Origin of the sequence: Salinivibrio sp. SS3, assembly GCF_001722105.1 — a bacterium.
Lineage (GTDB): Bacteria > Pseudomonadota > Gammaproteobacteria > Enterobacterales > Vibrionaceae > Salinivibrio > Salinivibrio kushneri.
On sequence record NZ_MEBQ01000024.1, the window covers coordinates 52,161 to 74,164 of the forward strand.

A 22,004-nucleotide genomic window follows, 5' to 3' on the forward strand; every position below is an offset into this window, starting at 1 on the left:
TCATTATCACCACTAGCTTGCAATCGGCGAACCAATTAGAAGCATGAGATGGCTGCTATCAATAATAAAGAGCACGATGACAGCGAGCCCGTCACACAAAAATAAAAACCCGGCACATGGCCGGGCTTTAGCGAACATCACGCAGACTTACTTACGCGTTCTTGGTTTGCCTTTACCACGCGGCGCGCCCGAGCGCTGATTACCCTTTTTCGGGCTTCCGCCTTTCGGCCCTGCTGCGGGTCCATTACCCCGACGAGCCTGGCGTGTTTTTTTCGGCTTATCATTGCTGTCGATACGCTCCTCGTAGCGACGTACCGCACGGCGGATCTTCTGGCGCGATTTTTTACGCTTTTGATCTTCTGGCGTGATCACCGTCTGCGACTCTGGCTTCATCTCTACCATTTCGCGCAGATAGTTGACCTCTTTAAGGTCCATCTCACGCCAACCGCCACGCGGCAGGTCTTTTTCAAGGTAGATATCGCCGTAACGCACGCGCTTCAAACGGCTTACCGTCACACCTTGGGTTTCCCACAAACGACGCACTTCACGATTGCGTCCTTCAGTGATCACCACATAAAAGGTGTGATTCATGCCCTCGCCGCCCGCATAAACGACGTCTTCAAAGCGTGCCACGCCATCATCTAGTTCTACGCCGTGAACCAGGTTTTTCACCATATCTTCGTTCACGTCACCAAACACACGCACCATGTACTCACGTTGCACTTGGCGGCTTGGGTGCATCAAGCGATTCGCTAATTCACCGTCGGTCGTGAACAGCATTAAGCCTGAGGTGTTAGCATCCAAACGGCCAACCGCAACCCAACGCGCATCTTTCAATTTAGGTAAGCGATCAAATACGGTACGACGCCCCTCTGGGTCGCTTCGCGTACACAACTCACCCTCTGGCTTGTTATATGCAAGAACGCGACACACAGACTCAGAAGGCGCATTAAGCTGCACCGCGTGGCCATCAACACGTACCAACGCACTGGGATCATCAAGGCGGTCACCCAGTTTGGCAACAGCACCATTAACACTCACCCGACCGGCTTGGATATAGCCTTCCATCTCGCGGCGTGAACCTACGCCAGCACGCGCTAGCACCTTCTGTAATTTTTCGCTCATGTTTTCTTACCTTACTGTCGCCTTCACAGGCGTCATCACTGTCTCGGTTGGCATAAGAGCTAACGATAATAAGTTAGCCAGCCGTGCATGATACCAATAAGCGTAGAGATAGAGAAACAGTTTCACGCGTTCACGGCATATCAACTGTTGTGGCTGAGTCAATAGCAAAAACCTGGACAAAAAAACGCCCAGCAAGATGGCTGGGCGGGAATGGAAGGTCAACTACAGGTTGACGCAACATCAGAACAAGAACATTGCAAGGATAAGTACGCGCGACACGACGCGTTGGTTCACCTGTCATCTGACATTAATCAAACGGAGCGGGATCACCACTGCCATGACGGCGAATTTCAGGCAAGCCTTCGCTGAAATCGACTACTGTAGTGGGGTGCTCACCCAATACACCGCCGTGCATAATCAAATCCACACTGTGCTCTAACTGATCGCGAATCGCTTCGGGATCGGATTCGGTGAAATCATTACCGGGCAGAATCAGTGAGGTCGACATTAGCGGCTCACCCAGCGCCTCGAGCAAATCCAGGGCGATTTGGTTATCTGGAACACGAATGCCAATGGTTTTCCGTTTTGGATTCATCAAACGTTTTGGCACTTCTTTGGTCGCTTTGAAAATAAATGTATACGCGCCAGGTGTATTGTTGCGGATCAAGCGAAATGCAACGTTATCGACCCGTGCATACAGTGATAACTCAGACAGATCGCGACATAACAAGGTGAAGTTATGATCTTTATCGAGATCGCGAATACGGCAAATACGCTCTAACGCTTGTTTGTTCTCAAGCTGACAGCCAAGCGCATAGCCCGAATCGGTGGGGTAAATGATCACTCCACCGTTTCGGACAATTTCCACCGCTTGTTTGATCAGCCGCGCTTGCGGGTTCTCTGGGTGGACATAAAAAAACTGACTCATGGTTCCTCCTGCTGTAGCTTGCCCCCACCGGGATGCGCACCGCAAATCCAGCGTGAATGGTCTGCGCGCCGGATAATCCTTATCGCTATCAATATAACGTATCTCGTTATTGTAACGCGTCTGGCTTGTCGCTATCTAGTTGATTTGCTGATTGCCATTTTTGTTCCGCTGCGTCTAACCATGTCCAGTCATGCCAAACCGGCTGACTGTCTTTAGGTAGCCATAAATTGCGGCCCAACTCTGTCCACGGAGAGGGATAATGAAAATCCGATCCCAGCGAGGCCAACAAACCATAATCTCGCGCGTAATCGGCCAACAAGCGACGCTCTTGTTGCGACTGCTGAGGAAGCGCGACTTCGATAGCATCGCCATTGGCTTCAGAAAACGCAGTCAGTAATCGTTTCAACCACTTGGCTTTGAGTTTGTATCTGCCTGGGTGAGCAAGCACCGCCTGCCCACCAGCCTCATGGATCGCCGCAACCGCATCTGCAATCGAACACCAGTTCGGTGGTGCATAGCCGGTGTTCCCTCGAGTTAAAAAGCGCTTAAAACAGGCTTGCATGGTTTTCGCGTGACCTTGTTCAACCAACCAGCGCGCGAAATGGGCACGGGTGAGCGGTGCATCGCCAGCCAGTCCACGCGCACCCGCGAGCGCCCCTGTGTAATGCGAGCGCGCTAACCGCTCAGCAATCAGCTCAGCACGTTGTTGGCGTCGCTCAGCTTGTTCGGCAATTAATGCGGTTAATGCCGAGTGCTGGGGATCGACATTTAACCCTACAATGTGGATATCAAAATTCTGCCACAAGGTCGAAATTTCAATGCCATTGACCAGCGTAAGGGGCAAGTTTTGATGGTCGATTTCTGCTTGCGCCTCCATCAGCCCAGCGGTAGTGTCGTGGTCAGTAATCGCCAACACGCCCACGCGACGCTCGACGGCGCGCTGCACCAAGTCTTTTGGCGATAAGCGGCCGTCGGAGGCGGTGGTATGGCTATGTAAATCAATGATCATGGTGTATCGGGTTTCCTTAATGCGCTCGCGCCTTAGCACTGTCAGTTGGTGTCTTATCAGCCTGAGGCTGAGTATGCGCCATGCGGGCTCAGTCGATGCGAATGCGCCAAGTTAATCAGCGCTCGGCGGGCACGGTGACTATCTTTGTTCTTTATTATCGTGTGCTTATTCCGCACTTTTTCTGCATTCTTTTTGAATTCCCCGTTGACACAGAAGCAGAATATCAGTTTACTAGTACGCAAGTTAACGCGCACCACTTCTCAGTCTCGGGGAGCGATATGGCGCTAAGGGTAACAGTCACAACGGAGTCTCGCAGCATGTATTTCAACGCCGCGTCTAGATCACATTCGATTCACACTGCACCCACTGCCGCACAGGCCGTGAGTGTATTGGCGACATCTATGACCTCTGTTGCACTTATTTGGTGGCACGGCTCCTCACGGGCGGTGTGACGCGCTGTATAAACAGCTACCTTATTCACAACGCCCGCCACTGATGCGGGCGTTTTTGTCTCTCAGTTTTGCCATCACGCGTTATCGTGCCACTACGCATTTAGCTACTACGCATTCAGTCACGGTAACCGGCAACCATAGTTTAAAAGGATATTTGATGATTATTGTACTTAAGCCCCAAGCTACCGAGCAGGATGCCAACGTCCTCCTCAATCAAATCGAGCAATGCGGGTTAAAGCCGCTTTATATGCCGGGAGTGGAACGCATTGTATTGGGCGCACTGGGTGATGAACGTGTGTTGCAACAGTGTCATTTTGAGGCCAATCCGCTGGTTGAGGAAGTCAAACCGATTTTAACCAAGTACAAACGTGTGAGCCGTGATGTACAGCCTCATGACAGCGTGGTGCATATCGGCAATGTCCCTGTAGGCGGCCAACACTTCGTGGTCATGGCAGGCCCCTGCTCGGTGGAGTCAGAGTCTCAATTGCTATCCGTAGCAGAGCGCGTTAAAACCCATGGTGCACGAGTATTACGGGGCGGCGCCTTTAAACCACGCACTAGTCCTTATGATTTCCAAGGCATGGGAGTTGAGGGGCTAAAGCTACTCAAACAAGCCAGTGAACTGACTGGCATGCCAACCGTGTCTGAGGTGATGGAAATTAGCCAAGTCGACGCGGTGTGCGAGTACATTGATTGCTTGCAAATTGGCGCACGTAACATGCAAAACTATGGCTTGCTCAAAGCGGTAGGCGAAACGGGCAAACCTGTCTTGTTAAAACGGGGGCTTTCCGCCACTATCGAAGAGTGTTTGCTGGCAGCGGAATATATTGTCGATGCGGGTAACCCCAATGTGATTTTATGTGAACGCGGTATTCGCACTTACGAAACCGCCACACGTAACACCTTGGATTTGAACGCCGTGGCCTTGATGAAGCAGCGCAGCCATTTGCCAGTGTTGGTCGACCCAAGCCACGGGACGGGTGTGCGAGAGCTGGTGACGCCACTATCACGCGCCGCAGCGGCCGTGGGCGCGGATGGCATCATTGTGGAGAGCCACTTAAACCCAAGCGAAGCACTGTCAGACGGTCAACAAGCCTTAACCGGCGATATGTTCGCGCAGCTAATGCAAGAACTCACCCCCTTTGTGCAAGCGGCAGGGAGAAAGCTGTGAACACTCATGATCCCCAACATGGCGAGCTTGATACGCTCCAACTCTCGGTGCCTTATGTGGCCGACCCAACCGAGTTGTATGCCGCCGTGTGCCAAGATAAGCCTTATAGCATGCTGTTGGAGTCGGCAGAGATTGACTCCAAACGCAACCTTAAAAGCCTGATGCTGATCGATGCCGCGGTGCGCATTGAGTGCCGCGGGCAGCGCGTGACCTTACAAGCGCTCACCCATAATGGCAGTCATTTGCTGGAGAGCATCGCCCAGAGCACAGCGCTAAAAGCCCTCGCCTGTGAGGTAGCGCAGGCCAACGAAGGAGACTTCCCCGCCCTAACGTTGACGTTCCGCCATCCCAACGACAATGGCGCGCTATTGGATGAAGACGCCCGTCTGCGCCAAGCGTCGGTGTTTGATGCCCTGCGTGTCATCAAACAAAGTATCGCGTTGGATAACCAGCCTGACGATGCGCTCTTTATCGGTGGCCTTTTTGCCTATGATTTGGTGGCCAGCACTGAAACCCTGCCAGCGGTGGAGGGCACCGAGCACTGCCCCGACTACCTTTTTTATGTTGCAGAAAGCTTGCTGGTGATTGACCACCAGCATCGCCAAGCGCGCTTACAAGGCACCTTATTTGGGGGTGATAACGCCCGCGCCCACTATGTGGATTTATCGCGTCGTTTGCAAAGCATCAAAGAAGCCTGCTTATCGCCTGCGCCGCTTCCAGAAGCGCCCGTGGTGACCGATCACAGCGTCGCGGTTTCTGTCTCCGATTCAGACTTTTGTCAGCAGGTTGACGCGCTGAAAAAGCACGTGATTGCCGGTGATGTGTTTCAAGCGGTGCCATCGCGCCGCTTTACCCTCGCGTGTCCCTCGTCTCTCAATGCTTATCGAGCGCTGAAGCGTGGCAACCCTAGCCCGTATATGTTTTATCTGCGCGATAGCCAATTTAGCTTGTTTGGCGCATCGCCAGAAAGCGCCCTTAAATATACTCAAGCAACCAATCAGGTTGAGATTTATCCCATTGCGGGGACACGCCGACGCGGGAAGACCGCCCAAGGCGACATCGATCACGACTTGGATAGCCGCATTGAGCTTGAGCTGCGCAATGATGAAAAAGAAAACGCCGAGCACATGATGTTGGTCGATTTGGCCCGCAACGATGTGGCGCGAATTAGCACGCCCGGTAGCCGCCATGTTGCCGATTTGCTCAAAGTCGACCGCTACAGCCACGTGATGCACTTAGTTTCTCGGGTGGTGGGTCAGCTGAAACCTGATTTAGACGCGCTACATGCGTACCAAGCCTGTATGAATATGGGCACGCTTACCGGTGCACCTAAACTTCGGGCGATGCAGCTCATCCGTGACACCGAACAGTGCCGTCGTGGCAGTTATGGCGGCGCCGTGGGCTATTTTACCGGATCAGGCGAGATGGATACCTGCATTGTGATCCGCTCTGCCTACGTTGAAAACGGCCTTGCCACCGTGCAAGCCGGTGCAGGCGTGGTGTTTGATTCTGACCCACAAGCCGAAGCGGACGAAACCCGCGGCAAAGCTCAAGCGGTGATCCATGCGATTCAAACTGCCCACCAAGGAGGCCAATCATGAGTACCCCGCAAATGGACATCGTGCTCCTCGATAACATGGACTCCTTTACCTACAACTTGGTGGATCAATTTCGCGCACTTGGTTACCCAGTCACGGTGTTTCGCAATCATTTAGAGGCCGAGGCGATTGTTCGTCATATTCGCTCCCTGCCCCAGCCGCTACTGGTGCTCTCCCCTGGCCCAGGTGCGCCTTCCGATGCCGGCTGTATGCCCGCGTTGATTGAAAGGCTGCGCGGCCAAGTGCCGATGCTGGGGATTTGCCTGGGTCAGCAAGCGATCGTCGAAGCCTACGGCGGCACAGTCGCCGGAGCTGGCACCATCATGCACGGCAAGGCCTCGGCCATGCATCACCAACAACATGCGGTATTTGGTTCATTGACATCCCCACTCACCGTGGCCCGTTACCACTCACTGGTGGCGACTAATGTGCCTGCCAGCTTGGATGTCATCGCCACGACCTTGGATGGCGACGCGCAAAAAGTGATGGCCGTGGTGAGCAATACCGACTACGTGGTCGGTTATCAATTCCACCCAGAATCTATTTTGACCGCGCAAGGCGCCGCCCTGCTCACCCACACCATTGATTGGGCCAGTGGCTACTATCAGCGCTAACAACATCAGCGCTTACAACAACACGTGCCAGATAAGCACGGAGCTCGAACAGACAAATACCGAGGTTAAGTACAGTGATGGATCAACTACTAGAGACGCTTTACCAACAACAGTCACTCAGCCAAGCGCAAAGCGAGCAGCTGTTTAGTGCGATCATTCAGGGCGAACTCGAGCCAGCACGATTAGCGGCTGCGTTAACCGCATTGAAGATTAAAGGGGAAACGCCTGAAGAAATCGCGGGCGCGGCAAAAGCACTCACTGACAACGCCGAACCTTTCCCCCGCCCTAGTTATCTGTTTGCCGATATCGTTGGCACGGGAGGCGATGGCGCGAACACCATTAATATTTCCACCACGGCCGCCTTTGTCGCCGCCGCCTGTGGCGTGAAAGTGGCCAAACACGGTAACCGCGGAGTGTCGAGCAAATCGGGCTCATCGGATTTACTCGCCGCCTTTGGCATTGATTTAGCGATGCCTGCCGACCACGCCCGCGAGGCCTTGGATAATCTAGGCGTTTGCTTTTTGTTCGCACCGCAATACCACACCGGCGTACGACACGCGATGCCCGTGCGCCAAGCAATGAAAACACGCACCATCTTTAATCTACTTGGGCCGTTAATTAACCCAGCGAAACCTAGCATTGAGCTGATGGGCGTGTACGACCAAGCCCTAGTTGCGCCGATTGCACAAACCATGCAAAACCTCAACATGACGCGCGCAGCCGTGGTTCATGGTGACGGTCTGGATGAAGTGGCTATCCACGGCCCCACGACGGTGGCAGAGATCACCCCGACTCACATCGAACATTACACCTTAACCCCCAGCGACTTTGGTGTATCCCAATACCCGCTGGACAGCATTGCCGGGGGCACGCCGGAGCAAAACCGCGCAATGATCAGCGCGATTTTGCAAGGTAAAGGCACCGACGCCCAGCAAGCCGCGGTGGCCGTCAATGTGGCACTATTGCTACGCTTATTCGGACAAGAAGACTTGAAAGCAAACACACAACAGGCCTTGGACGTGATGGCGTCGAGCAAGCCTTACACCATCATGCAAGCGTTAGCACAAAGGAGCGCAGTATGACCACGTCAGCCCTCAACGACACTATTTTAGGCCGCATTGTTGATGACAAAAAACGCTGGGTGGCCGCGCGCAAGCGCTCTCAGCCGCTGGATAGCTTTATCGACCAGCTGACACCCAGTGATCGCGATTTTCGTGCTGCGCTGTCTGCACCGGGCTCACAGTTTATCTTGGAGTGCAAAAAAGCCTCGCCCTCGAAAGGCCTGATCCGAGAAGACTTCGATCCGGCGAGTATTGCCCGCGCCTATCAACCCTTTGCCGCTGCCGTTTCGGTGCTGACGGACGAGGACCACTTTCAGGGCAGTTTTGACTTCTTGCCTATCGTGCGCGCACATGTCGATGCACCTGTGCTTTGCAAAGATTTTATTATCGACCCTTATCAGGTTTACCTCGCGCGTCATTATCAAGCCGACGCGATCTTATTGATGCTGTCAGTGCTCGACGACGCTGAATACCGCGAACTGGCCGATTTAGCCGAGTCGCTAAAGCTGGGCGTGCTTACCGAAGTGAGCACCGAAGACGAGCTGGCGCGTGCCAATGCCTTAGGAGCGGTGGTGATTGGGATTAATAACCGGAATCTGCGTGATTTAAGCATCGATCGCGATCGCACCAAACGCTTAGCACCACAAGTGGGCGAAAAAGCGCTCGTGATTTCAGAAAGTGGCATTCATAGCCACCGCCATGTACGCGATCTTGCCCACCACGCGGATGGCTTTTTGATTGGCAGTGCATTAATGGCAGAGCCCGATCTCACCCTCGCGCTACGTAAAGTGCTCTTAGGAGAGAATAAAGTCTGTGGACTCACCACCGCCGACGATGCCGTCGCCGCCTATCATGCAGGCGCAGTCTACGGCGGACTCATTTTTGTTGAGCACTCCCCGCGTGCCGTCACGGCCGCCGTGGCCGAGCGCGTACAACAAGGCGCACCGCTTTGCTATGTGGGCGTGTTCCAAAATCATGCGCTAGACACCGTGGCTGAGTACGCACAACAGCTCAGCCTTCATGCGGTGCAACTGCATGGTGATGAAGACGCGGCATATCTACAAGCATTGCGTGAGAAGCTCCCTGAGCACTGTGAAATTTGGAAAGCACACGGTGTCTCTGATGTCGCACCGGCTTTAGACGGCGTGAATGCTGACCGCCACCTCATCGACAGCCGGGTCGGCCAGCAATCTGGCGGCACGGGCAAAACCTTTGATTGGCACCTGATCCCTAAAACCGCCAAAGACAAAGTCATGATTGCCGGCGGGCTCACTCCCGATAACGCGGCCAAAGCGGCCGAACAGGGCTGCCTCGGGCTGGACTTTAACTCCGGCGTTGAGCATGCGCCCGGCGTGAAAGATGCCAACAAGTTAAACGCGGCGTTCCGCGCCCTTCGCCGCTATTGATTTACCAAGAGATGGTCGATTTGGCTGAGAGGATAGATGTCGCCATGACAGTCAACGTATCTCGGCTCCCAGTTAAAGACGTAAAAGGATAATTATGAGCAAGCTTAACCCGTATTTTGGCGAATTTGGTGGTCAGTACGTGCCCCAAATTCTGGTGCCTGCGCTGGATCAGCTCGAACAGGCGTTTATTGATGCCCAAGACGATCCGAACTTTAAAGACGATTTTATCCGCCTGCTGCAAGAGTATGCCGGACGACCCACCGCGTTGACGCTTTGTCGTAACCTCACCAAGGGGACGAAAACCAAGCTGTATCTTAAGCGGGAAGACTTGCTGCACGGTGGGGCGCACAAAACCAACCAAGTACTGGGTCAAGCCATGCTTGCCCAGCGTATGGGCAAATCAGAAATCATTGCTGAAACCGGAGCCGGCCAACACGGTGTGGCGACCGCGCTGGCGTGTGCGCTACTGGGATTGAAATGCCGCATCTACATGGGGGCCAAAGACGTAGAACGCCAAAGTCCTAATGTGTTTCGGATGAAGCTGATGGGCGCGACCGTGATCCCCGTCCATGCCGGCTCCGCGACGTTAAAAGATGCATGTAACGAAGCGATGCGCGACTGGTCAGCCAACTATGATACCGCCCACTATTTGCTCGGCACTGCGGCGGGCCCGCACCCCTTCCCGACCATTGTGCGGGAGTTTCAACGCATTATTGGTGAGGAAACCCGTGCGCAAATTCAGCAGGTAGAAGGCCGCTTGCCGGATGCGGTAATCGCTTGTGTGGGTGGTGGCTCAAACGCCATTGGCATGTTTGCTGACTTTATCGATGACAAAGATGTGCGTTTAATTGGTGTGGAACCGGCGGGCAAAGGCCTCGATACCGATCAACACGGCGCGCCCTTAAAGCACGGCAAGCCCGGTATTTTCTTCGGGATGAAATCGCCATTGATGCAAGATGAATATGGTCAAGTGGAAGAGTCGTATTCAGTGTCTGCGGGGTTAGACTTCCCGTCTGTGGGGCCACAGCATGCGCACCTTAACGCCACTGGTCGTGGCGAATATCCCGCTGTCACCGACGATGAAGCCTTGGAAGCGTTTCAATCTCTCGCGCGCAACGAAGGTATTATTCCCGCGCTGGAGTCGGCCCATGCCATTGCCCATGCACAAAAGATGATGGCGGCGGAGCCGGACAAAGAGCAGCTTTTAGTGGTGAATCTATCCGGACGTGGTGATAAAGATATCTTCACTGTATATGACATTCTAGAAGGCAAAGGAGAGCTGTAATGACGGCACCATCAACTCGATATCAAGCGATGTTCGCAAACCTGGATGCCAAACAGCAAGGCGCCTTTGTTCCTTTTGTCACCTTAGGGGATCCAAACCCAGAGCAATCACTCGCCGTGATCGATGCATTGGTTGAAGGTGGCGCCGATGCGCTTGAGCTTGGCATGCCGTTTTCTGACCCATTAGCCGATGGCCCGACCATTCAGGATGCAACCATTAGATCAAGATCGGCAGGCACCACCCCCGATACCTGTTTTGAGATATTGGCAGCGATACGCGAAAAATACCCTCACGTGCCGATTGGGCTGCTGATGTACGCCAACTTAGTCTACGCCCGTGGCATTGAGGCCTTTTATACTCGCTGTGCGGATGTCGGTGTCGATTCGGTACTGGTGGCAGATGTGCCGATTGCTGAATCTGCACCATTTCGTGAACACGCCTTGGCGCAGGGCATTGATCCGATTTTTATTGCCCCACCTAACGCAGACGATGCAACCTTAGCCCAAGTGGCGGAGCTGGGTCGTGGCTATACCTATCTGGTATCGCGCGCCGGGGTCACAGGGGCAGAGGCTAAAGCAGGGGCGCCGGTTGAACACCTGCTCGGCACCTTGCATCATCGTGAGGCACCGCGCCCGCTACTTGGCTTTGGTATCTCAACCCCTGAGCAAGTCAAAGCGGCGATCAGCGCCGGGGCGGCAGGCGCCATCTCTGGCTCGGCGGTGGTGAAGATCATCGAGCAGCATCAACATGATGTGCCTACAATGCTCCATGCGCTCACTCAGTTTGTCCGCGAAATGAAAACGGCGACGCAGCAATAAAACCGGGCCCGTCACTAAAGCGGGCAGGATCACCTGCCCGCTTTACACCACCCACCTATCGTCTCTCGCAATAGCGTCATTCACGCGCATCAGGTTTATTGAAATGGCGTATCGCCGAGAGAGAAACCTTAAACGCATCACCTTTATCAGGCTGTGTGTCACTCGTGCCATCACTCTCGAGTGCCGGCCGACGCGCACTACGGCTGTGTAATCGCTGGGTCGATGCTTGCATCGCGTCGTGGTAAACACGATATTGGTTTTTACCAGCATGTTTTGCCGCATACATCGCCATATCGGCATACCTTAGTAGCCTTTCACCTCCGATATTATTTTGCCCGAATGCCAAGCCAATACTGGCTGACACTTTGCACCGATGGCCAAGCAATACCGATTGTCGCTGAGCAATGTTGACCAGTGTCGTCGCTATCTCACCAGGCGTATCTGCCTCTTGATAAGGAATGATCGCTGCAAATTCATCCCCGCCTAATCGTGCGATAACCGCATTACGAGGCAGTTCATCAGCAAAGCGCTTTGCCAGTGTGCGCAAAAACACATCGCCCACATCATGGCCATGCGTATCGTTTATCGCCTTAAACCCGTCTAAGTCGATCACTAAAATGGCCACCCCTTCTGTCGAGGTCGCAAAACGGTGGTTCAAGGCATCAAACAACCAATGTCGATTATTCAACCCAGTTAGTTGATCTTCTCGGGCGAGTTTGTAATAGCGTTTGGCGTCATGCGCGATCAGTAGCAGAACCGTCGCCCCAACCGCTATCATCCCCAACGTCATCACAGTGGTCAGCTGCCCCAGTTGATTAAGCAACCGCGTGTGTTCTCGATAACCACTGTCTGGCACCGCCAGTGTCCGCGCAAAGTAGTTTTCTAGCTGTTGCTGTTGTTGGCGATAGTGCGCCATCACGTCATCAATATTATGGGTAGAAAAGCGTAAGGCATAGAAGCTAGCTTCGCTCGCCTTAAGTTCGCTATATATCGTGTTAAGCAATGCGCGAGGGTTGGTCTTTGATGCGGTTTGTTTACTCGCCATATTGATCGTGACCGGAAAGCGGCTCCACAAGATCTCATGCTGCACCGCCACGTGATCAAAACTGCTCTCGCCACCTTGATAACGTTTTAGCATCGTTAATAAGGCATCGTATTCATTGCTCAAGCTCAGCATATACCAGACAAGCTTGCTTTGGCTGCTCGTCAACCGATCGGATAAACTCGTTATCTTGTGTGTGGTCACCACAACGCCGACTGCTAGTAAGGCGATACAGCCAACCAAGATCACGCGCTTAGCAGGCATGATCTTCAGTTGCTTACTTCTCATCATTCATGCTTCCTCAAGGCTCAACTTCAATGTCTGTTAACTGCCAAACCATCGTCTCGTAAAAGCGATCGGATTGCAGTTGCGGATAATCATCCAAAGGGTAAATCAACCAAAGCGGCCCTAATGTCCGAATGGTCATCGGTTTACCATTGCGCTCAAACGCAATAATAGGTTGGTAGCGTGTTACCACATCCTGCGGTAAACGTGCCTGATAGTGGTTCATCGCATGAAGCGTCAACGCTTGATAGTGCGAGACATTAGCGGCTTCAAGCACTGTTGATAGTTTGACGCCCCGAAAGGTTTGCAATCCAGCGGTAAAAGGCGTGTGTGTACGGATATCGATGTGGGGCAATTTATCTAATTGTTGACGATCAAAGGTGATGCGCTCCGCATCGCCCACCGTGAGGGTCAGCGATAAAGGAAGGCGCAGTGATGCTTGCGCGCGGTCTACTGCGAGCACCCAGACAAATAGCGCCACAAGATAGGGAATGAGCGCGCGTGTCGACGCGCAAAATACCGTTATATAGGTTGGGCATGATTGCATGTTCATCGCTCACCATTTACGTCTCTACGGTTGTTTACATCTGCTACCGCTCAACCGCCACCACTCAACAAATAGGTTTGGGTTGTGTACCAAACACACCCTGGCTAGGCGTATTGCGCGCTCAGAATGAGCCACCTGTCAGCATCTCGTCACGCGTGTGGCGGACTTGCGACTAGTGTGCTTCAAGAGGATGCATATTGAACAGTCCTAACGAGAGGGTTTATTGACAATTCGCACAATTGAGACAAAAGGAAGTGAGCGCTATCAGGCCTTGCGGCATAAAGAAAAAAAAGACCCACCCGTTAATACACGGGTGGGTCAGGATGTTAGCTCCGTTGACGTATTCGCTAGGCGCGCGTTAGCCTCGCTTAGCTTAGATCACGCATTAATATCTCAAACTCTTCTTGCGCTTGGTCAATCAATGTCGCGAGCTCGTTGGCATCGCCATGGTTCAAAGGTAACGCCCAATTATCATGTTTGCCGGGCTCAATATGCTCAGCCAGCAACTGGGTGATTTTGCCTTTGCGCTGAAACGTCACTTCATCAAATTCAGCGAGGTGGGGGCTTTCCTCGTCGGCGATGTGAACCATCACATTGCCATTGGGGATCACCCGCACATGCGCTTGACGCGCGGGAGTGGTGTTTAAGGTGTAACTCCGTGAATGGATAGACATGTCAGCCTCCTCTCACTCGACTTGGGGCACTCCCTATTATAGTGCTTCACCAGCAGGGATGACTGACTATCCCGCTCCGTATTGCGTAAGATCATAGATGGTTACACTCTTGTGGCATCACTCCATGCAAATACATATACTTATGCAATAATACTGCATACGGTAAATGGGTTAGCCCGCCGGTGTCATCGCGTATCGCCCCACAACTCAGCCCCCTTACAACAGCGGGCTAAACATGTAAAAGAACTGCTCGATCGGCTTATGATAAACGGGTCTTTGTTGCCAGGCTTCAGCACTAATGCGGATCGATTGCGCCAGATAATGGCGGTGTAGCGCATGAATGCTCGCACAAAACTCGGGATCGTCGACAGTCAGTGTCAGCTCAAAATTAAGCCATAGGCTGCGCATATCGAGGTTCACCGTGCCCACGAGGCAGTACTGCTCATCCACCAGCACAGATTTAGTATGCAATAAGCCGCCCCCGAAACGGTAGATTTCTATCCCTGCTGACATTAAATCCTCAAAAAACGAGCGGCTCGCCCACTCCACCATCAAGGAGTCATTTTTCTCGGGAATAATCAGAGTGACTGACACCCCACGCTGCGCGGCCGTTTGTAAGCTCACCATCAGCCCTTCACTTGGCACCAAATACGGGGTGGTGATCACAATGCTCTTCTCTGCTTGATGGATAGCCAGAGTCAGCACTTGTTGAATCATCCCTTCTGGCAAGCCAGGTCCAGACGGAATCGCTTGCACCGCGTGATTGGCGTGTTGGTGATCTTCAATCAGCAAACACTCTGGCGATGACGGCAAGTCGCGTAGCCCAGTTTCCACCTCCCAATCCCATGCAAACACACTACTTAAAACGGGCACCGTGGGGCCCGAGACTCGCACCATCACGTCCACCCATTGCCCAACTCCCGCGTCTTGTTTGAAAAAGCGCGGATCCACCATGTTCATCGAGCCCGTGTACGCAATATGATTATCAATGATTGCTATCTTGCGGTGTTGGCGAATATCGAGGCGACGAAAAAACATCCGAAACGGATTTACCGCAAGGGCTTCAATCAGCTCTACCCCAGCTTCACGCATCGCATGTGGCCATTCACTGCGGAAAAAAACCTTGCTTCCGGCAGAGTCCAGCATGATACGCACGGGGATCCCACGTTTGGCGGTATCACACGCCGCCTGCGCAACCTCGTCAGCATGGCCCCCCGGATACCAGATATAAAACACCATATCGACGCTTTTCTGCGCCTGACGAATATCAAGTGCTATTGACTTCAGAATATCAGCGGGCTCGGTCTGCAACGCCAGCTGATTGCCGGTGAGCTCCGGCACACCAATTCGGGCGTGGCAAAGGCGATTAACATGGTGAGACTGCTCGCTAATGTGCTGAGGACGATGTGCCGGGCACGCCTGCAAACTGAGCAGCCATTGACGATATGGCTCAAACATCGCTTTCGCGCGCATTGCACGTGTTTTACCGAGATTCAGCTCACCAAAGAGCAGATAGGCAATCACCCCCACGATCGGGAGGATATAAATAATCATTAACCAAGCGATCGATACACCCAGCGCGCGACGCTTGAATACCACGCGGACTGTTACCCCAGCAATGGTTAACCAGTAGACCAACAGCAACAGTAAGGTCACGATCTCGTAGACTTTTTCCATGCCTAATTGCACACCTTAATAATAACTGACGAAAGCCTGTTCTCTCGCCTTCTCTATTCTGCCTAGCTTGCCAATCGGTGCAAGCCATGATTTGTCTTCAGAAAAAGACAAGCGGCGGAAAAATCGTGACAGCTAACACACCAACATGATGCCAAATACATCAGATAATGCATGTTAACGTGACCCAAAGCAGCAATGTTAACAATGTGTTAAATCAATAATTGCAGTAGAGAAAGCCACTGTGATACTCACTAAAGGCAGCGGATTGCCCTTACTAACGACCAAGAAGTATTCACGCGGAGAGAGAATATGGGGAAATACAGCCATATAGTGGTATTACATACGGCATGATCTTCAAATTTTACGCATAAACTGGTTTACTGACGAGTCTTTGTAGAGGGAATGACTTGCTTCAATGTGTAATTATTAGTTTACACACTGAGCAAGCGTATGACGGGCGCAACTGAGTATGCGCCCATAAAAATCAATCAATTATCGAATACAATATCGAGTAAGTATGGCAAACACACAACGCGCACAATTTTCATCCCGATTAGGGTTTATTTTGGCGGCTGCTGGCTCAGCCATTGGGCTCGGCAACATTTGGGGCTTCCCCACGCAAACAGCCTCAAACGGCGGCGCCGTTTTTCTGTTTATTTATTTGCTGATGGTCTTTGTCCTCGCGTATCCCCTTTTAATAGCAGAACTCACTATTGGACGCTATGGCAATGCCAACCCCGTTCGCTCACTGTCAGCTGTATCCGGCGGACAAAAATGGATTGGTCGGTTACTTGGGTTAGTCGGCTTACTCGGCGCGACTGGCATTTTAAGCTTTTACACCATCGTGGCCGGTTGGTTGGTGGGCTATATGGTCTCACCCTTGCTTGCATTAACAGGCTTTACCGATGCAGCCGCCTGGTTAGAGTCGTTTAGCGAAACCCGTAACCTCGCATTGATGCTGTGCTTTATGGTGCCAACGATTCTGGTGGTCCGTAATGGTATTGCTAACGGGATCGAGCGTTGGTCTTCACGTTTAATGCCCGTCCTCTTTTTACTGTTCGTGATCATGGTGATTTACATCTTGTTCCAGCCCGGCGCGATGGAAGGGCTTAAGATGTACCTGATCCCAGATATGTCGCACCTCTCGCCGGGATTGGTCGTGAGTGCCATGGGGCAAGCGTTTTTCTCACTCTCGCTGGGTGTGTGTGTGATGATGGTGTACGGCTCGTATTTGTCCAAGACCGCCAACATCCCTAAAACCGCTGCACAAGTCGCATTGCTGGATACCGGCATCGCCTTTATTGCCGGGCTGTTGATCATGCCGGCGATGTTTGTTGCCCAACATAATGGTGTGGCGATCTACAGCGAGGCAGGCGCGCTCCTCAGCAGTGATACACTGGTGTTCAGCGTATTGCCTGCCATGTTCGACACCATGGGAACAGCGGGCATCTTTATCGGTTTTGCCTTCTTCCTGCTGATGGTCATTGCCGCCCTCACTTCAGCCATCTCATTACTAGAAGTCCCAGTGGCTTGTGCAACCGAGGAATTCCGTCAATCACGAGAGAAAGCAGTATGGTGGATTGGCGGCCTTATCACCATTGCCTCGGCAGTGATTGTTTACAACTTTGGCGATCTGTTTGGTTTAGTGGTTACCGTCACCACCGAGTACGCACAGCCTATCCTTGGCCTGCTGTTTGCTCTGGTTGCAGGCTGGCTATGGCACCGCAACGAAATCTTGAAAGAGCTGGTGCAAGGTAGCCCTGAGCTTGGCGAAACCTGGTTTTGGAAAATCTGGCCAGGCTACGTTCGCGTTATCTGCCCGATACTCATGCTACTGGTGTTCGGCTGGGATTGGATTTAATCCTCTACGCGCCTTGGCATCCCCTGCCAAGGCGCCTACCTTGTGATTTGGCCTCTCACCGCCTTGTCGTTTCTCCTCCCTGCGCATTTGGGTACACTGCGTACATACTTAGCTTAAATACACCGAGTCACGCGGCGGCGTTATGAAACAACTAATTGACTTTATTCCTCTGATTATCTTTTTTGCCTTATACAAATTTTACGATATCTATATAGCAACAGGGGCACTGATCATCGCCACCCTGGTGCAAGTTGTACTGGTTTGGGCCTTGTATAAACGCGTGGAAAAGATGCAAATCATCACTGCCGTTTTGGTCGCCATCTTTGGCGGCATGACGCTATTTTTTCACGATGACAACTTCATCAAGTGGAAGGTAACTATCGTGTATGCCTTGTTTGCCATTGGCTTGGCGGTGTCCGAGGCGATGGGTAAACCGCTGATCAAGAATATGCTCAGCAAAGAGATCACACTGCCAGAACACGTGTGGCGCACCATTAACTGGGCCTGGATCGGGTTCTTTTCGCTTTTAGCCGGGGTAAATATTTATGTCGCTTACAGCATGCCGCTTGATGCCTGGGTGAACTTTAAGGTCTTCGGCACCTTGATCCTGACCTTCCTGTTTATGATTGCAACTGGGGTGTATATCTACCGCCATATGCCCAAAGAGAGCAACTCAGACCAATAAAAACTTGCCCAAATGCTGTGTTAGCGGTCACAATTCTTATCTGTTCTATGAAAAAGGGGGTGCATGCCCCCTTTGCGATAAGATGTGAAGAGAACCATGCCTGACAATAAAAACAACTGCCCACGTGGCCAACTGCTGCTTCGTACATTGGCAATGCCCGCCGATACCAACGCCAATGGTGACATTTTTGGTGGTTGGATCATGTCCCAGCTCGATTTAGCCGGCGCGATCCTCGCCAAAGAGATCTCTGGTGGACGTGTCGTTACTGTGTCAGTCAACGACATTACGTTTAAATCGCCCGTCAGTGTTGGCGATGTAGTCTGCTGCTATGGGACGTGTCAACGTATCGGCAATACCTCGATTACCATTGAGCTTGAGGTCTGGGTTAAGCCCGTTAGCCATGATGAGATAGGCGATCGCAGCAAAGTGAGCCATGCGACTTTTAATTATGTTGCGATTGATGAAAGCGGTCGCCCTCGCGCCATCAATAAATAACGCGATCAACAAGTAAAAAGGGCCTGTTAAATTGCAGGCCCTTCGTGTATCCGCTCGATAAACATCACCACCGGCGTGGCTATGAGATTAACAACCGCTTTAATTGTGCGACGTGCTGATCAAAAAGCAATTTATCTGTTTTCTTCCCACTTTTGGCGATGGTCAGCCACTGCACGCCCGTGTCATCCTGGTGGCTATATTCAATGCGTAGCACGTATTTTGCGCTAGTCAGCAAAGCTAACAACGCACCTGCAACAAAGCCCACGGCAGGTAAGTACTCCGCGTAAGGCAGCTCACCGACCAACATAAAAAATAAAAAGCTCGCGCTTAGTATTCCTAGCCCTAACATCCTCAGCAGGTGATCTTTCCACGTGAGTTCTTCAACGCTGGCATCAACAATATTGTGCATCGCGTAACAGTCATCATTCACACATAAACGGGTTGGGGTTTGTTTTATTACCACTGACTTTCTCATGCTTATTTCCATATCAAGGTGTGTGAGCCAGTCACACTGTCACAAGGTTCATTCCACTGTGGCGATTATTATGTCTATTTTTACTAACAGGGCGAGCACGACTAAACGCAAACGTGACCCACAACACTGAACACTTAATACGTTCCGTGTTAACTATTTATACACACGCCTGCTACGCTCAAGACAGTGGTGACTTTGTAGATAATGGACTATCGGCATGACCATCCTAACCGGGATCCAACCTGAACTTGATAGACACCAGCTCTCTGAGCTAAACGTCGATCTGCTATCGGCTGTGCTACGCGGTGCAGACATGCTGGTCAGTGGTGATGATAGACTTGCCAATATTAATCACTTGCTCGCGGAAATTGGCGCGGTGACGCAAGTCAGTCGTGTGTGGGTGTTTCAAGTATTAGCGATCAGCGATACCGATATTTTGCAGGATTATGTCTTCGAATGGGCCAACGAGAAGAAGTATGCGCAAATTCGCCTCCCTCATTTTAATCATTTCAGCTCTAGCCTCGCGCACCCCGAATACCGTGAGCTGATAGAAAGCAGACAGCGGGGCGAATACCAAGCGGTCATTACTGATCAGTTACCCTCGTCTTGGCTCAAACGCTACTTAACACAACAGCGCATTTTATCGATGTTAACCATCCCCGTCATTGTCGATAATAAATGGTGGGGAACGCTGGGGTTTGATGATTGCGAGCGAGAACAACAGTGGTCAGAAAGCGATGTGACCTTGCTGCGCGCGACGGGACATCTGATCGCTAGTACTGTGCTAAAAAACGAGCTGTTTTCTAAACAACGCCAAATAGACATCATTAAAGACAATACCCACTGCAGCACTTGGCAAGTGGATGTACAACGCGGTATCTGCTGGTGCTCGTCAGAGATCATCGGCGACAGTAGCATTAGCAGCATTCGTGACTCTCGCACTTACACCAGCCGGCACTGGCTGCGCCGCATTCATCCTCGGTATCGTCGAGCGTTTTTCTCACGGGTGCGCCACTTTTTATCTCCCGCTGGTAACGAGCTAAAAATGGACTTGCAGGTTCAACGCGACAATGGCGAATATACGTGGGTAGAAATCACCACCAATAACGGTCCTAAAAATAAGCCTCAAGGTGTGGTCGCCGGTGTAATGTGGGATATCAGTCAGCGAAAGGCGGAAGAACAAGCATTAATGCGCCAAGCCGCGACCGATCCGCTCACACAACTATACAATCGTCGTCAGTTTGCCAGTGACCTTGCTCGCTTTGGCGACAAAGCCCGTTACCGACATCAACCCCTATCCCTGCTTATTATTGATATCGACCATTTTAAACGCATCAACGACAATTACGGCCATATCGTTGGCGACCAAGTCCTCGAAGCTTTCGCGTCTTTGCTCGAAGCGCACCTTCCTCTGCACAGCAACATTTATCGTATTGGTGGGGAAGAGTTCGCTTGTCTGTTGCCTAATACCGACCAACAAGCGGCGCAACACTGCGGCTATAAGCTATGCGAAGCAATTTATGATCACCACTCGATTCTCGACTATTCCCCCGCTATCCGCGTGTCCGTGTCAATTGGCTGTGCGGAGTTCGACGCCGCCATGCTAGATGCTAAGTACCTCTACCAGCATGCCGATGACGCTTTATATAACGCCAAACTCTCTGGGCGCAATCGGGTGGTCAGTTACGCTTAATCTTGCAGGGGCTTTTTCGGTCAGTACACTGACCTCACCCACCGCCGTTATTCAGTGACGACGGTGATTTGCTAAACTACAGGTAACACTCTAGGTTTTATATCCCCCTCAAGGAGCTTCTATGCCAGCTCGCCCGGACTTTCTCGACAACCTCTCTCCTCATCACGGCAAAGTCGTCCCTGGCGTACTGAGCCCAGAGACACAAACGGCTCTTACTGCCAAACTCGACGCCATGCCCAATGGGCAAACTTGGTATGCCGACATCTACAAAAAGGCGATCTATGGACCCATGGTCTTCCGCGACCCAGATCTCAACATCGCTGACACTATTGAGGCACTGCTGCCAGACTATCGCATTTTGGCCGACTTATATTTGGAGAAAACGCCTGAGGATCAAGGCTTTCCTTTCCATACTGATTTTGACTCAATTGGCTTTATGGAGCGGCCGGAAGATATGCTCACGGTATGGATCCCATTGACCCCCGTGAAAGAACCCGGCTCAGGTCAGTTATCTATCGTGATGGAAGAAGGCGCGGTGCGCCTATCGCTAATCCGCGAAGCCAATCAATTGCACTCACTGGTGCGCATTGCCGACCCGTCGGTGCCCGAGCACCCGCCATTTCAAATCACCCAGCAAGAGTATGACTATATGGAGAAGGGCAAAGTGACCCCTGCGTTGGATGCAGGTGATGCGCTGCTTTTTTGTAACGCTTTTTTCCATAAATCAGAGGACGTCTACCAAGGAAAACGCGCCGCCTACATCATGCGCTTGGTGCCTAAAGATGCCAAATTTAGCAAAACGCGCCTGCTGGCACTGAGAAGACTCGGACAGAACCTGGCGGTGGTCGAAGAGTTACTGAAAACGCACTATCCAGAGGCGTTGTAGGCGTGGTTTTTATTGAGGGTGGTGAGCATGATGCCTCGCGCCTTCATTGTGCCATCGTGCACCGCAGGCGCTAGGTGACTAATAGTGATATCGGCAAGATAGGATCGTAATAGACTTATCATCCACGGCGTAAACCAGCCGGCTGGTATCATCAATACGCCGCGACCAGAAGCCTGTCAGATTTTCTTTTAGTGCCAGAACATGTCTAGTGGTTATT

The 22,004-nt window shown here is 52.1% G+C and carries 20 protein-coding genes, 1 pseudogene and 1 other annotated feature; of the genes and pseudogenes, 12 read left to right on the forward strand and 9 right to left on the reverse strand.

Annotated features, from left to right (window positions below):
* Window positions 1-147: 147 nt before the first annotated feature.
* The 3 genes from rluB to rnm all read right to left on the reverse strand — a co-directional run bounded on the left by rluB (window position 148) and on the right by rnm (window position 3,062).
* A complete protein-coding gene (gene rluB / locus BGL48_RS10540) occupies window positions 148-1,125 on the reverse strand; it encodes a 23S rRNA pseudouridine(2605) synthase RluB (RefSeq protein ID WP_069362605.1) in 978 nt (325 codons plus the stop codon).
* 307 nt (window positions 1,126-1,432) lie between these two features.
* Complete coding sequence (locus BGL48_RS10545; protein WP_069362606.1) at window positions 1,433-2,053, reverse strand: L-threonylcarbamoyladenylate synthase; 621 nt, start codon at window positions 2,051-2,053, stop codon at window positions 1,433-1,435.
* Between the two features lie 106 nt (window positions 2,054-2,159).
* Window positions 2,160-3,062 (reverse strand): RNase RNM, encoded by a 903-nt coding sequence (gene rnm / locus BGL48_RS10550; protein WP_069362607.1) that lies wholly within the window; start codon window positions 3,060-3,062, stop codon window positions 2,160-2,162.
* Window positions 3,063-3,478: 416 nt separating this feature from the next.
* Window positions 3,479-3,573 (forward strand) — a sequence feature (Trp leader region).
* Window positions 3,574-3,671: 98 nt separating this feature from the next.
* Between rnm and aroF the strand changes: the two genes are divergently transcribed.
* The 7 genes from aroF to trpA all read left to right on the forward strand — a co-directional run bounded on the left by aroF (window position 3,672) and on the right by trpA (window position 11,467).
* Complete coding sequence (gene aroF, locus BGL48_RS10555) at window positions 3,672-4,685, forward strand: 3-deoxy-7-phosphoheptulonate synthase (RefSeq protein ID WP_069362608.1); 1,014 nt, start codon at window positions 3,672-3,674, stop codon at window positions 4,683-4,685.
* Window positions 4,682-6,286, forward strand: a complete 1,605-nt coding sequence (locus tag BGL48_RS10560) for an anthranilate synthase component 1 (protein ID WP_069362609.1) — start codon at window positions 4,682-4,684, stop codon at window positions 6,284-6,286. Before aroF ends, BGL48_RS10560 begins: the two co-directional genes overlap by 4 nt.
* Complete coding sequence (locus BGL48_RS10565) at window positions 6,283-6,897, forward strand: aminodeoxychorismate/anthranilate synthase component II (protein ID WP_069362610.1); 615 nt, start codon at window positions 6,283-6,285, stop codon at window positions 6,895-6,897. Before BGL48_RS10560 ends, BGL48_RS10565 begins: the two co-directional genes overlap by 4 nt.
* Window positions 6,898-6,974: 77 nt before the next feature.
* Complete coding sequence (gene trpD / locus BGL48_RS10570) at window positions 6,975-7,979, forward strand: anthranilate phosphoribosyltransferase (protein WP_069362611.1); 1,005 nt, start codon at window positions 6,975-6,977, stop codon at window positions 7,977-7,979.
* On the forward strand, window positions 7,976-9,364 hold the full coding sequence (gene trpCF, locus BGL48_RS10575; RefSeq protein ID WP_069362612.1) for a bifunctional indole-3-glycerol-phosphate synthase TrpC/phosphoribosylanthranilate isomerase TrpF: 1,389 nt from the start codon (window positions 7,976-7,978) through the stop codon (window positions 9,362-9,364). The genes trpD and trpCF overlap by 4 nt, the downstream gene beginning before the upstream one ends.
* 94 nt (window positions 9,365-9,458) lie before the next feature.
* Window positions 9,459-10,649 (forward strand): tryptophan synthase subunit beta, encoded by a 1,191-nt coding sequence (gene trpB, locus BGL48_RS10580; protein WP_069362613.1) that lies wholly within the window; start codon window positions 9,459-9,461, stop codon window positions 10,647-10,649.
* Window positions 10,649-11,467, forward strand: a complete 819-nt coding sequence (gene trpA, locus BGL48_RS10585) for a tryptophan synthase subunit alpha (RefSeq protein ID WP_069362614.1) — start codon at window positions 10,649-10,651, stop codon at window positions 11,465-11,467. Before trpB ends, trpA begins: the two co-directional genes overlap by 1 nt.
* A gap of 76 nt (window positions 11,468-11,543) precedes the next feature.
* Here the strand turns inward: trpA and BGL48_RS10590 are convergent, their stop codons facing one another.
* The 4 genes from BGL48_RS10590 to cls form a co-directional block, all read right to left on the reverse strand.
* Window positions 11,544-12,800, reverse strand: coding sequence for a GGDEF domain-containing protein (locus tag BGL48_RS10590; RefSeq protein ID WP_069362615.1), 1,257 nt, complete (start codon window positions 12,798-12,800; stop codon window positions 11,544-11,546).
* Window positions 12,801-12,810: 10 nt separating this feature from the next.
* Window positions 12,811-13,347 (reverse strand): molybdopterin-dependent oxidoreductase, encoded by a 537-nt coding sequence (locus tag BGL48_RS10595; RefSeq protein ID WP_069362616.1) that lies wholly within the window; start codon window positions 13,345-13,347, stop codon window positions 12,811-12,813.
* A gap of 362 nt (window positions 13,348-13,709) precedes the next feature.
* Window positions 13,710-14,015: a hypothetical protein gene (locus tag BGL48_RS10600; protein WP_069362617.1), complete on the reverse strand. Its 306-nt coding sequence runs from the start codon at window positions 14,013-14,015 to the stop codon at window positions 13,710-13,712.
* Window positions 14,016-14,231: 216 nt separating this feature from the next.
* Complete coding sequence (cls, locus tag BGL48_RS10605) at window positions 14,232-15,692, reverse strand: cardiolipin synthase (RefSeq protein WP_069362618.1); 1,461 nt, start codon at window positions 15,690-15,692, stop codon at window positions 14,232-14,234.
* A gap of 517 nt (window positions 15,693-16,209) precedes the next feature.
* On the opposite strand from cls, the gene BGL48_RS10610 reads away from it, so the two are divergent.
* From BGL48_RS10610 to yciA, 3 genes are all read left to right on the forward strand, one after another.
* Entirely contained in the window at window positions 16,210-17,553 is a 1,344-nt protein-coding gene (locus tag BGL48_RS10610) for a sodium-dependent transporter (RefSeq protein WP_069362619.1), read from the forward strand.
* Between the two features lie 142 nt (window positions 17,554-17,695).
* On the forward strand, window positions 17,696-18,238 hold the full coding sequence (locus tag BGL48_RS10615) for a septation protein A (RefSeq protein WP_069362620.1): 543 nt from the start codon (window positions 17,696-17,698) through the stop codon (window positions 18,236-18,238).
* Window positions 18,239-18,334: 96 nt separating this feature from the next.
* Window positions 18,335-18,733 carry an acyl-CoA thioester hydrolase YciA gene (gene yciA, locus BGL48_RS10620; protein WP_069362621.1) on the forward strand — a complete coding sequence of 133 codons (399 nt, stop codon included), beginning with the start codon at window positions 18,335-18,337 and terminating at the stop codon, window positions 18,731-18,733.
* A 79-nt stretch (window positions 18,734-18,812) separates the two neighbouring features.
* On the opposite strand, the gene BGL48_RS10625 is transcribed toward yciA, so the two are convergent.
* On the reverse strand, window positions 18,813-19,208 hold the full coding sequence (locus BGL48_RS10625; RefSeq protein WP_083238540.1) for a DUF6232 family protein: 396 nt from the start codon (window positions 19,206-19,208) through the stop codon (window positions 18,813-18,815).
* Window positions 19,209-19,425: 217 nt separating this feature from the next.
* Between BGL48_RS10625 and BGL48_RS10630 the strand changes: the two genes are divergently transcribed.
* Window positions 19,426-20,901: a sensor domain-containing diguanylate cyclase gene (locus BGL48_RS10630; RefSeq protein WP_069362622.1), complete on the forward strand. Its 1,476-nt coding sequence runs from the start codon at window positions 19,426-19,428 to the stop codon at window positions 20,899-20,901.
* Between the two features lie 121 nt (window positions 20,902-21,022).
* Window positions 21,023-21,787 carry a hypothetical protein gene (locus tag BGL48_RS10635; RefSeq protein WP_069362623.1) on the forward strand — a complete coding sequence of 255 codons (765 nt, stop codon included), beginning with the start codon at window positions 21,023-21,025 and terminating at the stop codon, window positions 21,785-21,787.
* A gap of 78 nt (window positions 21,788-21,865) precedes the next feature.
* Here the strand turns inward: BGL48_RS10635 and BGL48_RS16500 are convergent.
* Window positions 21,866-21,979 (reverse strand): annotated as a pseudogene (locus BGL48_RS16500) (Txe/YoeB family addiction module toxin); the annotation flags it as partial.
* Between the last annotated feature and the right edge of the window lie 25 nt (window positions 21,980-22,004).

Excerpts from the sequence above, each read along its gene's own strand:
- rluB (WP_069362605.1), bottom strand. The coding sequence starts at position 1,125 with ATGAGCGAAAAATTACAGAAGGTGCTAGCGCGTGCTGGCGTAGGTTCA.
- BGL48_RS10545 (WP_069362606.1), bottom strand. The coding sequence starts at position 2,053 with ATGAGTCAGTTTTTTTATGTCCACCCAGAGAACCCGCAAGCGCGGCTG.
- rnm (WP_069362607.1), bottom strand. The coding sequence starts at position 3,062 with ATGATCATTGATTTACATAGCCATACCACCGCCTCCGACGGCCGCTTA.
- aroF (WP_069362608.1), top strand. The coding sequence starts at position 3,672 with ATGATTATTGTACTTAAGCCCCAAGCTACCGAGCAGGATGCCAACGTC.
- BGL48_RS10565 (WP_069362610.1), top strand. The coding sequence starts at position 6,283 with ATGAGTACCCCGCAAATGGACATCGTGCTCCTCGATAACATGGACTCC.
- trpD (WP_069362611.1), top strand. The coding sequence starts at position 6,975 with ATGGATCAACTACTAGAGACGCTTTACCAACAACAGTCACTCAGCCAA.
- trpCF (WP_069362612.1), top strand. The coding sequence starts at position 7,976 with ATGACCACGTCAGCCCTCAACGACACTATTTTAGGCCGCATTGTTGAT.
- trpB (WP_069362613.1), top strand. The coding sequence starts at position 9,459 with ATGAGCAAGCTTAACCCGTATTTTGGCGAATTTGGTGGTCAGTACGTG.
- trpA (WP_069362614.1), top strand. The coding sequence starts at position 10,649 with ATGACGGCACCATCAACTCGATATCAAGCGATGTTCGCAAACCTGGAT.
- BGL48_RS10590 (WP_069362615.1), bottom strand. The coding sequence starts at position 12,800 with ATGATGAGAAGTAAGCAACTGAAGATCATGCCTGCTAAGCGCGTGATC.
- BGL48_RS10595 (WP_069362616.1), bottom strand. The coding sequence starts at position 13,347 with ATGAACATGCAATCATGCCCAACCTATATAACGGTATTTTGCGCGTCG.
- BGL48_RS10600 (WP_069362617.1), bottom strand. The coding sequence starts at position 14,015 with ATGTCTATCCATTCACGGAGTTACACCTTAAACACCACTCCCGCGCGT.
- cls (WP_069362618.1), bottom strand. The coding sequence starts at position 15,692 with ATGGAAAAAGTCTACGAGATCGTGACCTTACTGTTGCTGTTGGTCTAC.
- BGL48_RS10610 (WP_069362619.1), top strand. The coding sequence starts at position 16,210 with ATGGCAAACACACAACGCGCACAATTTTCATCCCGATTAGGGTTTATT.
- BGL48_RS10615 (WP_069362620.1), top strand. The coding sequence starts at position 17,696 with ATGAAACAACTAATTGACTTTATTCCTCTGATTATCTTTTTTGCCTTA.
- yciA (WP_069362621.1), top strand. The coding sequence starts at position 18,335 with ATGCCTGACAATAAAAACAACTGCCCACGTGGCCAACTGCTGCTTCGT.
- BGL48_RS10625 (WP_083238540.1), bottom strand. The coding sequence starts at position 19,208 with ATGAGAAAGTCAGTGGTAATAAAACAAACCCCAACCCGTTTATGTGTG.
- BGL48_RS10630 (WP_069362622.1), top strand. The coding sequence starts at position 19,426 with ATGACCATCCTAACCGGGATCCAACCTGAACTTGATAGACACCAGCTC.
- BGL48_RS10635 (WP_069362623.1), top strand. The coding sequence starts at position 21,023 with ATGCCAGCTCGCCCGGACTTTCTCGACAACCTCTCTCCTCATCACGGC.